Source organism: Brevundimonas sp. (assembly GCF_041919755.1).
In the GTDB taxonomy this organism is placed as follows: domain Bacteria; phylum Pseudomonadota; class Alphaproteobacteria; order Caulobacterales; family Caulobacteraceae; genus Brevundimonas.
On the sequence record NZ_JAYRTD010000003.1, the window covers coordinates 252,582 to 265,910 of the forward strand.

The following is a 13,329-nucleotide window of genomic DNA, read 5'->3' on the forward strand; positions in this document are numbered from 1 at the left end:
ACAAAGCGTGGCTGTCTCGCCAAGGTCATCTTCTTCCGCTAGGGGAGATCATGACAAACACGATGACAGCCTCGACGCAGGCACTGGCGGCCCTGGATCGCCTCGAAACCCTCTACGCCCAATCCGTCGCAAACTTGCGCACCGCCGTGGGCACCTTCCTGAAAACCGGCGAGCGCGCCGATGGCGAGGCCCGGGCCAGAGGCCTGTTCGCCTATCCCGAGCTGCGGGTCAGCTGGTTCGGTGACCGGCCCGACAATCTGGCCAGCCGCGCCTATGCCCGCCTGTCGCGACCCGGCGTCTATGCCACCACCGTCACCCGGCCCGACCTGTACCGGTCCTATCTGCTGGAACAGCTGACCCTGCTGGAACAGGACTATGGCGCGACGTTCGAGGTGCGACCGTCAGAGCAGGAAATCCCGTTTCCTTATGTGATGGACGGCTCAGACGTCGTTCTGGACCGGACCCAGACCGCTGCTGTCGCCCGCTATTTCCCGACCACCGACCTGGCCCATATCGGCGACGAGATTTCCGACGGCCTGTTCAACCTCGACAACGACTTTCCCCTGGCCCAGTTCGACGGCCTGCGGACGGACTTTTCGCTGGCACGCCTGCGCCACTACACCGGCACGCCGGTCGAGGACGTCCAGTCCTATGTCCTGTTCACCAACTATAACCGCTATGTCGACGAGTTCGTGCGCTGGGCCTGTGCTCAGCTGAGCGACCCCGACAGCGCCTATGAAACCCTGTCGTGTGCAGGCGGCGTGGTGCTGACGCGCGACACGCCGGATCTGGAGGCGGCGGCCATGGATGCGGCCTGGAAGAAACACCAGATGCCGGCCTATCACCTGACCGCGCCGGGCCATGCGGGCATCACCCTGGTCAACATCGGGGTCGGGCCGTCCAATGCCAAGACGATCTGCGACCACCTGGCCGTCACCCGCCCGCACGCCTGGATGATGATCGGCCACTGCGGTGGGCTGCGTCCCAGCCAGACGATCGGCGATTATGTCCTGGCCCACGCCTACTTGCGCGATGACCATGTGCTGGACGCGGTCCTGCCGCCGGACATTCCGATCCCTTCGATCGCCGAGGTTCAGCGGGCCCTCTACGACGCCGCCAAGCAGGTGTCTGGCGCGCCGGGCGAAGAGGTCAAGCGCCGCCTGCGCACCGGCACGGTCGTGACCACCGACGACCGGAACTGGGAGCTGCGCTATTCCAAGTCGGCGCTGCGCTTTAATCAGAGCCGCGCCGTCGCCATCGACATGGAGAGCGCCACCATCGCCGCCCAGGGCTATCGCTTCCGCGTCCCTTACGGCACCCTGCTGTGTGTCTCGGACAAACCCCTGCATGGCGAGATCAAGCTGCCGGGTCAGGCCAACCGCTTCTACGAGGGCTCCATCTCGGAACACCTTCAGATCGGTATCCACGCCATCGACCTGCTGCGGGCCGAGGGCAACCGCCTTCACTCCCGCAAGCTGCGCGCCTTTGACGAGCCGCCGTTCCGCTAGATCAGGGCTTCAGGCGCTTGGCGTTGGCCTCGGCCGTACGGTGGATGGGCTTCAGCGCCTCGGCCTGACCCTTCAGCAGTTCGGTGTTGAGGGTCAGCATCTGGCCCGCCGCGCGGCTCCACCAGCCCAGGGCATAGCTGTAGTGCGCCTGCATCGCCGCCGCCGGGGTCGAGGCCCCGGCGATGGCCGAGGCGGCGCGGCTGGCGAGACCGGCCTCGGTCACGGCATTCGCATTCAGCCTCTGGCCGATGTCGCCGAAGGTCTGGCCCAGAACCGCCGCCGATTCCGACAGGGCCTCGACCTTTTCGCTGGTCATCAGCGACAGTTCCTTCAGATCGACCTTGGCCGGGTCGGTCATGCCCTCGGCCATGATCTTCATCCGGGCGGCAATGACGTCCCCGGCGGCCGTCAGCATCTCGCCGCCGGACCAGGCCGTGTCGCCGGCCCTGGCCGCGTTCCGGTTGAGCTTGCGGCCCGTCTTCAAGGCGCGATCGGTGGGAGTCATGAGCCAGCCCTGCGCCTCATTCAGCCCTGCGGCAAGATTTCGTTCGAGAAGTCGGCCACATCTTTGAGCAGGGCCGGCACGGCGGCGTCGATGATGGTCTGGCCCTTTTCCGGACTGGCCTGGGCCGGGTCGGAGCCGATGCGTCCGTCGGGGAAGCGGGCGCGGTAGTCGAGCGCATCGCGGATTGGGCCGGACGGTGCGATCTGCGGGCTGTAGGCAGCCGTCTTGATCCGGTCGGGATAGGCCGCCTGGGTCACCGCGATCTCGGACGGCGTCGCATGCATGCCGTGGCCGGTCGGGAAGATGCGGTTGCACAGGCTGTTGACGCCCGGCAGGTCCCACCAGTTCTTGAGCTTCAACACGAACGGCGGCTGTTCCTCGACAAAGCTCCACTCCGCATAGATTTCCGCGAAGGTCGCCTCGATGGTGGCGACATTGCCGCCGTGGCCGTTCAGGAAATAGATCCGCTCGAAGCCGTGACGGCTCAGCGACGACACCCAGTCGGTGATCGCGGCCATGAAGGTCGAGGGGCGCAGCGATATCGTCCCCGCAAAGGCCAGATGATGCTGGGCCATGCCGATGTTGAAGGTCGGCGCGACGACCAGGCTCTCATCAGTCTTTTCCGCCGCATGGGCGATAATCTCGGGGCACAGCCAGTCGGTACCCAAGAGACCAGTCGGCCCGTGCTGCTCGTTGGAGCCGATCGGCACCACGACGGTCTTTGTCTGCTTCAGCCGCGCGTCGATCTCAGGCCAGGACGACAGATGGATCAGCATGGGCGACGCTCCGTGAACTATGATGACCGTGGTTTAGGCCGATTGGCGATCAGGGCCAACGGCCCGGCCTCAAGCAGCGCTAGGCGCGATAGGCCAACGTGAAAAGTTTCAGCCCGGCGCGAACGCGCGCATGAATCGCTCGGCCGTCTCCCGGGCCCGCGCCTCCAGATCGAACGGCGGATGAGGGATATTCAGGATCGTGCGCAGATGGCCATGGCCCATGATCATCCCGACGTACATTTCCGCCGCGGCGTCCGGATCGGGGATCGACAGCCTCCCCAGACGATCCTCTTCCGCCAGCCAGGCCGACAGCCGTCGCAGGCCCTCCGCCGGACCGGCGCGATAGACGGCCTGGGCCAGTTCGGGAGCCGTCGGCGACATCAGCGCCACGCCGCGCAGCGCATCCGGCCCCGTGTCGCCGCGCATCTTGTGCAGCAGCCCCTCGGCATAGCCGGCCAGCACCGCCGCTGGCTCGCCGCCGGTGCGCAGTGGCTCGGTCAGGGCCGCCGCGCGCCGCGCCGCCAGGGCCTGGCCGATCTCCACCTTGGAGGCAAAGCGGTTGTACAGGGTCTGGCGCGAGACACCCGCCCGACGCGCGATGGCTTCCATCGAGGTCAGCGCACCCTTTTCGGCAAACAGGGCCAGGGCCGCATCCAGAATGGCCTCGGTCTTCGCCTCGTCGACCTGTCCCGCCACACGGGCCATCAGTGGGCATCCATCGCCGGACCCGCAGCGCCGGGCTTCACCGGACGGGCCAGCAGGGTGACGAAACCCGCAAAGGCGCAGGCGATGGCCAGCAGCGCGAAGGCGTCGCCGAAGGCCAGGGTCGTGGCCTGTCGTTGCAGCATGCCATAGACCGCCTTCATCGCCGCTCCCGCCGGATCGATGGAGCCGGCGAACCGCTCCTGCATGCCCGCCAGCATCGTCGCCATCCGGTCGTCGGTGACCGGTATGGCCTGGGTCAGCTCATTCATGTGCAGGGCCGTGTTCTGCGTCAGGGAGGTGTTCAGCATCGCCAGACCGAACGCCCCGCCGACGTTACGCGACAGGTTCACCAGGCCCGAAGCGTTCTTGACCATGTGATCGGGCAGGGTCGACATCGTCACCTGTTGTGCCGCGATCATGGCCAGCATGACCCCGACGCCGCGCATGGCCTGCACACCCGCGAACTGCCAGAAGCCCCATTCGGTCGTGACCACATGCGCATCCCACATGCCCCAGGCGCACAGCATGAAGCCCGCGAACATCAGGATGCGCAGGTCCAGCAACCGCACCAGCCGCCCGGCAAAGGGGGCCGTCAGGAACATCGACAGGCCCGACACCACCATGGTCGTCCCGACCTCGGCCGGCGAATAGTCCTGTACCCGTGACAGGAACAGCGGCAACAGGAAGGTCCCGCCGAAAAGGGCCGCCCCGACGGTGAAGGTCATCACCACCCCCACCATGAAGTTGCGGTTGGCAAAGGCCCTCAGCTCCACGATCGGATTGCGATAGGCCAGCGACCGCCAGACGAAGGCCGGGCCGGTGACGACCGCAACGACGGTCAGCAGCAGGATCATCTCATCAGCGAACCAGTCGTTCTTTGACCCCTCCTCCAGCACGAACTGCAGGCTCATGAGGAAGGTCGCCATCAGCGCCAGGCCCCACCAGTCGAACCCCTTGGACAGGGACGGATCGCCCTTGTCGAAGTTGGCGTAGCGCCCGACCAGAAACAGCACCAGCACGCCGGGGACGACGTTGATGAAGAACAGCCAGCGCCAGCTCAGCCATTCCGTCAGATGCCCGCCCAGCGTCGGCCCGATGGTCGGGGCCAGGGTGACGATCAGGCCCATGACGATACTGGCCGTAACCCTCTGTTTCGGCGGAAAGGCGGTGAAGGCCACGGCGAAGACGGTCGGGATCATGGCCCCGCCGACGAACCCCTGAAGCGCGCGAAAGAAGATCATCGCCTCGATCGAGGACGACATCCCCGTGGCGATGCTCATCAGCAGAAAGCCGGAGCAGGAGACCAGAAACACTTTCTGCGTACCCCACAGCCGCGACAGATAGCCCGACAGCGGGATCATCACGACCTCGGGGATCAGATAGGCGGTCTGGATCCAGCTGATCTCGTCCGCCGAGGCCCCGATGCCGGACTGGATCTGGGGCAGGGACGAGGCGACGATCTGGATGTCGAGAATGGCCATGAACTGGCCGATCACCATGCCGGCAAAGCCCAGCAGCAGGATGGTCCAGTTGACGGCGGGTGCCGCCGGGGGCGCGCCGCTGTCGGTCAGTGTGGGGGCGGCGGCCGTCACGGCCCTAGCGCCCGAGCTCGGCCGTCTGGGTCACCCCGGCGGCCGCCTCGGCAAAACTCAGCCCGCCCGGGCTCTTCAAATCGACCTTGACCGCGACCGACAGTCCGGGGCGCAGGGTCGCGCCGGCGCGGTCAACGCGGATGCGCACGGGCACGCGCTGGGTGATCTTGGTGAAGTTGCCGGTCGCATTCTCGATGGGGATCAGGGCGAACTCCGAGCCCGTGGCCGGGGCGAAACTGTCGATATGGCCGGTCAGGTCCTCGCCCGGAAAGGCGTCGGCGTGGATCTGCACCGTCTGCCCCAGACGCAGGCGATCAACCTGGGTCTCCTTGAAGTTGGCGACGATGTAGGCGTCGCCCAGCGGCACGATGGACAGCACCTGTCCGCCCGGCCGCACATATTGTCCGACGCGCACGCCGCGCGCGCCGACCACACCGGCGACGGGCGCGCGGATGATGGTCCGCTCCAGCGTCAGCCGAGCCTGTTCCAGCTGGGTCCGCGCCTGCTGCACGGCTGCCAGCGACTGTGCGCGGGTCGAGCCCAGAACGCCGACCGTGCGCTGTTCGGCGACGAGGGCAGCCTGCGCCTCGGCGACCGAAGCCTGGGCCGTGCGGGCTCCGGCGCGTTCGGTCTCGATCCGCTGCTGAGAGACCCAGCCCTGCTGAGCCAGGCGGTCATAGCGTTCGACCTGCTGGGCGGCCAGATCGGCCTGGGCGCGGGCCTGGGCGACGCCGGCAGCACGGCTGGCGATGGTGGCCTGTTCCTGGATGGCGCGGGCATCGACGTTCGCGACCGCTGCCGTCACCGCCGCCAGATTGGCCTCGGCCTGGGCCACGCCGGCCTTCGCATCCCGGTCGTCGAGCCGCAGAAGAACCTGCCCAGCCTCCACGCGCTGGTTGTCGGCCACCAGCACCTCGACGACATAGCCGTCGATCTGAGGGCTGACGCTGGTGGTGTCGGCATGCACAAACGCATTGTCCGTGCCCTCCCAGCGCTGCTGACCCTGCCACCAGACCACACCGCCGATGGCGATGGCGACGGCAGCGATCCCGCCGACGATCAGGGGCAGGCGTTTCTTGAGAACGGGCGACAGGGCCATGGGACACTCTCGAGAGGAGAAGAACGTGGCGCATAAATGGACAAGAGTGTCCAAAAATCAACTCTCGTCGTTTCGCTGGCGCATCGCACCGCGTTTCGAACTGAGCGAGCGGTCGTGAACAGCGCGCTTGACGGCGTGTCTTCAGACGGCGAAGCCGAAACCATGCCGCTCGCGCCGAAGCCGCCCCGACCACGCCCTAAGACGCCCAAGCGCGCGCCCCGCGCCCTGGGCTGGCCGCCGGACGAGGGTCGGGTCGAAACGATCTTCCAGCGGCTGGCGGCCACCATGCCGGAGCCGAAGACCGAGCTGGATTTCACCGACCCGTTTACCCTGGTCGTCGCTGTCGCCCTGTCGGCCCAGGCGACGGACGTTTCGGTCAACAAGGCCACGGACAAGCTGTTCAAGGTCGCCGACACCCCCGAAAAGATGCTGGCGCTGGGGGAGGAGGGGCTGGTGCCCTACATCGCCTCCATCGGCCTGTATCGCGGCAAGGCGAGGAATGTCATCGCGCTCAGCCGGATCGTGCTGGAGCAGCATGGCGGTGTCGTGCCCCTGAACCGCGCCGAGCTTCAGGCCCTGCCCGGCGTGGGGCGAAAGACGGCCAGCGTGGTGCTGAACGAACTGGGCATCGAGCCGGCCATCGCGGTGGACACCCATGTGTTCCGCGTCTCGCACCGCCTGGGTCTGGCCAATGCCGCCACGCCGGACAAGGTCGAGGCGCAGCTGCACCAGGTTGTGCCCGCCGCCTGGCTGCCCAAGGCGCACCACTGGCTGATCCTGCACGGCCGCTACACCTGCACGGCGCGCAAGCCGAAGTGCGCAGTCTGCGTCATCTCCGACCTGTGCCCCTCGCGCGGCGACCTGATGGCGTCGGGAGAGGCGGCCTAGGCCCCACGCTCGGCGGCGGGGATGAAGCCGTTGGCCAACAGGGCATGCAGGGCCTGCACATGGCCATCGCGGGCCTCGACCGGGGCGGAATCCGAAGTCATCACCACCGTCAGCCGCAGGTCCGGCACGACGAAGACCATCTGGCCGCCATAGCCCCAGGCGTAGAAGACGTCATGGCCGCGTGCCTTGCGCATCCACCAGCCATAGCCGTGGCCGTCGCCCGTCCAGCGCGAGTTTCCGCGCGGTTGCCACGACGCCTCGACCCAGCCCTCGGGCAGGACCCGGACACCCTCATGCACGCCGTCGTTGCGATAGAGCTCGCCGAAAGCCAGCAGGGCGCGCGGCGACAGGCGCATCTCGTTACCGCCGAAATAGATGCCCTGCGGATCGGCCGGCCATTCGGGAATGGTCAGGCCCAACGGCTCACCGAGCAGTTCGCGCGTCAGGGCCAGGGTGGACCGCCCCGAGGCCCGGGTCAGTACCGCCGAGGTCAGGTGCGAGGTGCCGGTGGAATAGATCAACGTGCCGCCCGGATCGCTCTCGAACGGCTGGGCCAGGGCGTAACGAACCCAGTCGCGGCTTGACACCCAAGCCCCGTAGTTCGCTCCGGACGTCGAGGCCAGACCCGCGCGCATCGACAGCAGATGGCCCACGGTCAGCGCATTCAGGCGCGGATCGGGATTGGCCGGAAAGCGGTCGGACAGGAAGGCAGCGACGCTTTGATCCACCCCGGTCAGCAGCCCCTTGCCGATCGCCACCCCGGCGACGGCGGCCAGGACGGATTTGGACGCCGATTTGACGTTGACGGCCGTGTCCAGCCCCGGCCCACGCAGGTCCTCCTCGATCAGGGGCTGGCCGTCCCGCGCCACGATCAGAGCGCGCATCTTGGGCAGATCACGCGCCGCCTCGACCGCCGCTGCCGTCAGGGTGGAATCCAGGCCTTCGGTGCGCGGGGCAGACGCCGGGGCAGGCCCCGGCGACTGGCCACAGGCGGCCAAGGGCACTGACAGGGCGGGCAGACTCAAGCCGGCGGCGAGGAGGTGTCGGCGTTTCATGCCAGTCGACATGGGGACGCCGGCCCGACCGCGACAGGCGACCTCACGCCGCAGTCGACGCCAGCCTCGCCTTCACCGCCGCTGCGAACCGCCGTCCGCCCTCGGGCGCGGAGCCCAGATAGAAGTCCGGCTCGATCAGCTCCGCCTCCATGAGCAGCCAGCCGCCGTCGGGGCCTCGCGCCATGTCGATACGGGCATACAGCAGGTCTTCGTCGATGGCGGCCAGCGTCCGCTGCGCCAAGTCCCAGGCTCCCTGGGGCGGCTCGGGCAGGGCGACATACTGGCCGCCGTACTGGACCTGGATGCGGAAGTCGCCGTTGACGGGCCGCTTGTTGACCACGTGACTGAGCCGGCCGCCGAAGATCAGCAGCGACGTCTCCCCCTCCGTTTCGATGGACGGCAGATAGGGCTGGATCATCGCGGGCCCGTCTGGCGCACCCTGCATGGCCTCCCCGCGCGACAGACGCAGCGTCTGCCAGGCCCCGCCCGACACGCGCGGCTTGACCACCACCGTCCCGGTGCCGAACCGGTCGAAGGCGGCATCGACATCGGCCTGGGTTACGCCCTCGACCCACTGCGTCTGCGGCATGGCCACGCCGCGCTCGGCCAGCCGCTGCAGATAGGACTTGTCCGAGTTCCAGGTCAGCACTGACGGCGGATTCAGCATCCGCACCTCGGCCGCCTCCCAGGTGGCGCAGGCCTGCACCCACCGCGCATGATCGCGGTGATAGCCCCAGACGATCAGCGGCAGGACGAGCGGAAACGCCGCCAGCCGCGACCCGTCCTCGACATGGTCCGTCCAGGCCATCGGTTCGACCGCGATCCCCTCCGTCGCCAGCGCCGCCTGCAACCGCTCCAGCACGCCTGGCCACTGGCCGGCATAGGACGGATCGGACGGGTCGGGGGTCAGGACGGCGATCTGGGTCATGGCGGCGATCTAGCGCGAAAGCCCCGCGCCGGGTAAGGCCTCGCGATGACCCAGAACACCTCGCCCGAAATTCTCTTCGACGTCTGCGCCGTCGGCAATGCCATCGTCGATGTGCTGGCCCCGTGCGACGACGCCTTCCTGACCGCCCAGGGCCTGACGCCCGGCTCCATGCAGCTGGTCGATGCGGGCCAGAGCGCGGCGCTCTATGACGCCATGGCGGCGGGGGTCGAGGCCTCGGGCGGATCGGCAGGCAATACCGTCGCGGGCGTCGGCTCCTTCGGTGGACGCGCAGCCTATGTGGGGAAGGTGGCGGACGACACCCTGGGCGGCGTCTTCACCCACGACATCCGCGCCGCCGGCGTGGCCTTCGACAGCCCGGTCCTGACCGGCGGGGCCGAACAGGGTCTGGGCACCGGTCGCTGTCTGATCAATGTGACGCCCGACGGCCAGCGGACCATGTGCACCTTCCTGGGGGCCGCCAACCAGCTGTCGGCCGACGACATCGACGCCGACCAGATCGCGGCCTCGGCCATCGTCTATCTGGAGGGCTATCTGTTCGACCCGGCCCCGGCCCGCGCCGCCTTCGAGGCCGCCGCCGCCGCCGCCCACGCCGCCGGCCGCAAGGTCGCCATCACCCTGTCCGACACCTTCGTGGTTGCCCGTTGGCGTGCCGAACTGCTGACCTTCATCGAAGCCTCGGCCGACATCGTGCTAGCCAATGAAGCCGAGCTGATGGCCCTGTTCGAGACGGAAGATTTCGACGCCGCCGCCGCCCGCCTGGCCGCCATGACCGAGGTCGCCGCCATTACGCGCGGGGCCGAGGGCTCGGTGCTTCTGTCGGGCGGCGACCGAGTCGAGGTTGCCGCCTTCCCGGTCGACAAGGTGATCGACACCACCGGCGCTGGCGATCAGTACGCCGCCGGGGTCCTGCTGGGGCTCGCACGCGGCCTGTCGCTGAAGGACGCAGGCACGCTGGGGTCGCTGGCGGCGGCGGAAGTCATCGCTCACTGGGGACCGCGACCCATGACGTCACTTGAGGCGCTGGCGAAAGAGGCCGGACTGAGCCTCACCCCCGCCTGATCGTCACATACAGCGCTCCGTCGCCGCCGTGGTGCCGCGCCGCCGGGGCGAAGCCGGACACGACGCCACGCAGGGCCGGGCCGGTCAGCCATTCATGGACCGAACCCCGGATCACGCCTGTGCTGCCGCGACGCCCCTGACCGGTGATCACCAGCACCGAGCGATAGCCGCGCGCCTGGGCCCCCATCAGAAAGGCGGTCAGAACGTCCTGGGCCTGGAACCGGCCATAGCCGTGCAGGTCGATCCGCGCCTCGATCGGATCGCGCTCGCGCGACAGGCGGCGCTGGCGACGCGGTTCCAGCACCTCCGGCACGCTGCGGGAGGCGGGAGGAGATACGGGCGGAGAAAAGGACGGCAGGGGCCGAGGCGCAGCCTTGAACTTGCCGGTCGGATGCGGCGCGGGGGGCGGATCGGGCTGAACCGCTCCGACCACGATGCGCGGAGCCTTCTTCGGCCGCGACGGGGTCACCGATCCGGCCACGCGGGACCAGATGCGCCGGTCGTCGGGGCTCAGGTCGTCGCGTCTGCTCACGGGATCGGGCTCATGTCGTGCCGGGCGCGGCCCCGTCGGCATCCTCGTCCGAGCCCTGATCCTGCGGGCCGGGGGTGTAGGCCAGGAGGTCGCCGGGCTGGCAGTCCAGTTCGCGGCACAAGGCGTCCAGCGTGGTGAACCGCACGGCGCGGGCCTTGCCCGTCTTCAGGATCGACAGATTGGCCAGGGTGACGCCCACGCGATCGGCCAGCTCGGTCAGCGACATGCGCCGTTCAAGCAGGATGCGGTCAAGCTGGATGCGGATGGCCATAAGGATGCTCTAACCCAAAGCGTCTAGATCGTCAGTTCGGATTCGCGGCGCAGGCGCGCCCCTTCCTTGAACACCTCGGCCAGGACGAAGACGACCAGCACCGAAAAGGCCGGGGTCACCAGGTCAAACAGGCTCGGCGGCTCCAGCTCTCCACGGACCAGTCGCGAGACCAGGCTCTGGCCCAGCCAGGCTCCGCCGGTCACGACGGCCAGGATGATGCCGATCTGGCGCAGGCGTCCAGTGTTGGCCGGCTCGAACGGGTCGCCGATGCGCAGCGTGTTCACGATACGGCGCAGGTGCCGCAGGATCAGGGTGAAACCGCCGAAATAGCCGGCGAAGGCTCCGATGCCAAAGAGGATATAGGCGCGCGGCACGGGCACGCTGGTGCCGCCGTCTTCGCCGGTCGCGGTCAGGCCCATCGGCCCCATGGGCACGAACGCCATCACGATGAAAAGTAAAAGGGTGGCCAGGGTCAGCAGAGCCAGAATCCAGAAGGCCGCCCAGAGCGCGACGCTCAACAGGCTGGACACGGATCCGAAAGAGAGGCCCGGCAATCGCGCCGGTGTGCGGCTGGCCGCAGATCGCAGTTTCGGCACGCGCATTCGTCAGGGCCTATTCGTCGTCAGGCCGGGGCAGAGGGCGAGGATGCCGCGCGGGGTCCGGCGAACCCACACGCGGTCTTAACTCTCGCGCTTGTCATGCCGATCGTCAAAGCTCCGTTTTGTTCTTACAGACCTTGGACGAGCGTCGCGATCAGGGCGACCGGCAGGGCGGCGAGCAGCAGGGTGTTGATCACGCCGTGGCCGATCTTTTCGATGAAGTAGGAAGCGTTCATGGTGTTCATTGTCGTTCTCCGTTGATCCTGAGTGAGGGATGTTTTCACCCCTCGTTTTGTTTCCGCTGCATCGATCTTGCCGTTTTCGGCTGGATCGGAGAACGTCGCGGCGTCCGTCCTTGAAACAGTAGATAGGCCGTGCGCTGAACGAAGTCATGTTACATATCGTTTAACGATATTAAACTTTGGCAATGGATTGTAACGGAGCGGTTGAGGGCGATGAATCTGAAGCTAATCAAGGGGATGCGTCTGGTCCTGGCGACGCACAATCCCGGCAAGGTGCCCGAGATCGAGGCCCTGCTGGGCGGACATTACAGCGTCGTCACCGCCGGCAGCCTGAACCTGCCCGAACCGGACGAGACCGAGAGCACCTTTGTCGGCAATGCCCTTTTGAAGGCGCGTCAGGCGGCGGACCTGTCGGGCGAGGTCGCCATCGCCGACGATTCCGGGATGTCGGTCGCGGCACTGGACGGTGCCCCTGGCATCTTTTCCGCCCGCTGGGCCGGGCCGGACAGGGATTTCGCCTTCGCCATGAAGAAGGTCGAGCAACGGCTGGAGGAAATCGGCTCGAACGATCGGTCCGCCTGGTTCACCTCGGCCCTGGCCGTGGCCTGGCCGAACGGTCCGGCGGTGGTGGTCGAGGGCCGCGTCGACGGAACCCTGACGTTTCCGCCCCGGGGCACGCGCGGCTTCGGCTATGACCCCATCTTCATCCCGGACGGCCACGACCAGACCTTCGGCGAACTCGACCCCGCCTTCAAGGACTCCATCAGCCACCGGGCCAAGGCCTTCGAAAAGCTGCGGGATGCCTTGATCGATTAGCCTCTATTGCTTGGCGACAGCGGGTTGCATTACCCCTCCAGTGTCTCGGGGTATTTGATCGAACAGCCGTAGGGCGTGGCAAAGGCCGTCTGGACCGGGCGGCCCGCCTTCATGTCGGCCAGGGCGGCGCGGACATAGTTGTTGGCTCCGTTCAGGTCCTCGGGCTTGTTGGTCGGGCGGTCGTCGATGCCGCCGACGAAGCGCAGGATGCCGTCGCCGTCGATCACCCGCATGTCCGGCGTGGTCTTGGCGTCGAACAGCTTGCCGACCTCGCCAGTCGGATCCAGCAGCAGATGGGTCGATGCCCCATTGGTCCGCGTGCGCCAATCCCGCGCCGCCTGTCCTTCCACGAAGCCCTGGGTGCCCGGTGCGGACGAGATGATGGTCAGCCAGACGACGCCGTCGGCCACGGCCTCACGCTGCAGCGCCTGCATGGCTCCGGTGTAGTGTTTGATCACATAGGGACAGCCCTCATTGGTCCACTCCAGCACGACCGTCTTGCCGCGGAAATCCGACAGGGAGCGCGGCGTCCCCTCGGCGTCGACCAGGGTGAAGGCGGGCGCGGCCTGACCGGCGGATGGCGGCGCGGCGTTGGTCGCGGCGACGGCTGCGGGCGCTTCGGCCTTGTCTGGCGCAGCGGGCTCCTGCTGGCAGGCGGTCAGGGCCAGGGCGGCGAAGGCGACGGACAGGAGGCGAGAAGAGACGGGCAGGCGGGTCATCGGGCAACTCCTTT

General features: G+C 67.7%; 15 protein-coding genes. 4 read left to right on the forward strand and 11 right to left on the reverse strand.

Annotation, left to right across the window (positions count from 1 at the left end; all coding sequences use genetic code 11):
• The first annotated feature begins 62 nt into the window (after positions 1-62).
• Positions 63-1,508: an AMP nucleosidase gene (locus tag ACE3TH_RS06220; RefSeq protein ID WP_374598569.1), complete on the forward strand. Its 1,446-nt coding sequence runs from the start codon at positions 63-65 to the stop codon at positions 1,506-1,508.
• Between the two features lies 1 nt (position 1,509).
• On the opposite strand, the gene ACE3TH_RS06225 is transcribed toward ACE3TH_RS06220, so the two are convergent.
• The 5 genes from ACE3TH_RS06225 to ACE3TH_RS06245 form a co-directional block, all read right to left on the reverse strand.
• Positions 1,510-2,013, reverse strand: coding sequence for a phasin (locus tag ACE3TH_RS06225; RefSeq protein ID WP_374598387.1), 504 nt, complete (start codon positions 2,011-2,013; stop codon positions 1,510-1,512).
• Between the two features lie 20 nt (positions 2,014-2,033).
• Positions 2,034-2,789, reverse strand: a complete 756-nt coding sequence (locus ACE3TH_RS06230; RefSeq protein WP_374598389.1) for a creatininase family protein — start codon at positions 2,787-2,789, stop codon at positions 2,034-2,036.
• Between the two features lie 108 nt (positions 2,790-2,897).
• Positions 2,898-3,494: a TetR/AcrR family transcriptional regulator gene (locus ACE3TH_RS06235; protein WP_374598391.1), complete on the reverse strand. Its 597-nt coding sequence runs from the start codon at positions 3,492-3,494 to the stop codon at positions 2,898-2,900.
• Positions 3,494-5,086: a DHA2 family efflux MFS transporter permease subunit gene (locus tag ACE3TH_RS06240; protein ID WP_374598393.1), complete on the reverse strand. Its 1,593-nt coding sequence runs from the start codon at positions 5,084-5,086 to the stop codon at positions 3,494-3,496. Before ACE3TH_RS06240 ends, ACE3TH_RS06235 begins: the two co-directional genes overlap by 1 nt.
• A 4-nt stretch (positions 5,087-5,090) precedes the next feature.
• Positions 5,091-6,185 (reverse strand): HlyD family secretion protein, encoded by a 1,095-nt coding sequence (locus tag ACE3TH_RS06245; RefSeq protein WP_374598395.1) that lies wholly within the window; start codon positions 6,183-6,185, stop codon positions 5,091-5,093.
• 162 nt (positions 6,186-6,347) lie between these two features.
• Between ACE3TH_RS06245 and nth the strand changes: the two genes are divergently transcribed.
• Complete coding sequence (gene nth / locus ACE3TH_RS06250) at positions 6,348-7,073, forward strand: endonuclease III (RefSeq protein WP_374598571.1); 726 nt, start codon at positions 6,348-6,350, stop codon at positions 7,071-7,073.
• Here the strand turns inward: nth and ACE3TH_RS06255 are convergent.
• Positions 7,070-8,128, reverse strand: coding sequence for a serine hydrolase domain-containing protein (locus tag ACE3TH_RS06255; protein WP_374598397.1), 1,059 nt, complete (start codon positions 8,126-8,128; stop codon positions 7,070-7,072). The genes nth and ACE3TH_RS06255 overlap by 4 nt on opposite strands.
• A 43-nt stretch (positions 8,129-8,171) precedes the next feature.
• Positions 8,172-9,056 (reverse strand): RimK family alpha-L-glutamate ligase, encoded by an 885-nt coding sequence (locus tag ACE3TH_RS06260; RefSeq protein WP_374598399.1) that lies wholly within the window; start codon positions 9,054-9,056, stop codon positions 8,172-8,174.
• 45 nt (positions 9,057-9,101) lie between these two features.
• Here ACE3TH_RS06260 and ACE3TH_RS06265 point away from each other — a divergent pair, with 45 nt between their 5' ends.
• A complete protein-coding gene (locus ACE3TH_RS06265; protein WP_374598401.1) occupies positions 9,102-10,136 on the forward strand; it encodes an adenosine kinase in 1,035 nt (344 codons plus the stop codon).
• Here the strand turns inward: ACE3TH_RS06265 and ACE3TH_RS06270 are convergent.
• The 3 genes from ACE3TH_RS06270 to ACE3TH_RS06280 are packed head-to-tail and all read right to left on the reverse strand — an operon-like array spanning position 10,123 to position 11,460.
• Positions 10,123-10,668, reverse strand: a complete 546-nt coding sequence (locus ACE3TH_RS06270; protein WP_374598403.1) for a Smr/MutS family protein — start codon at positions 10,666-10,668, stop codon at positions 10,123-10,125. The genes ACE3TH_RS06265 and ACE3TH_RS06270 overlap by 14 nt on opposite strands.
• Before the next feature lie 10 nt (positions 10,669-10,678).
• The gene (locus tag ACE3TH_RS06275; protein WP_374598405.1) at positions 10,679-10,939 is read right to left on the reverse strand and encodes a helix-turn-helix domain-containing protein; all 261 of its coding nucleotides are present in this window, start codon (positions 10,937-10,939) and stop codon (positions 10,679-10,681) included.
• Between the two features lie 23 nt (positions 10,940-10,962).
• Positions 10,963-11,460, reverse strand: a complete 498-nt coding sequence (locus ACE3TH_RS06280) for a DUF2975 domain-containing protein (protein WP_374598573.1) — start codon at positions 11,458-11,460, stop codon at positions 10,963-10,965.
• Between the two features lie 533 nt (positions 11,461-11,993).
• Between ACE3TH_RS06280 and rdgB the strand changes: the two genes are divergently transcribed.
• Complete coding sequence (gene rdgB / locus ACE3TH_RS06285; RefSeq protein WP_374598407.1) at positions 11,994-12,596, forward strand: RdgB/HAM1 family non-canonical purine NTP pyrophosphatase; 603 nt, start codon at positions 11,994-11,996, stop codon at positions 12,594-12,596.
• A 29-nt stretch (positions 12,597-12,625) separates the two neighbouring features.
• Here the strand turns inward: rdgB and ACE3TH_RS06290 are convergent, their stop codons facing one another.
• Positions 12,626-13,315, reverse strand: coding sequence for a thioredoxin family protein (locus ACE3TH_RS06290; RefSeq protein WP_374598409.1), 690 nt, complete (start codon positions 13,313-13,315; stop codon positions 12,626-12,628).
• Positions 13,316-13,329: the final 14 nt, after the last annotated feature.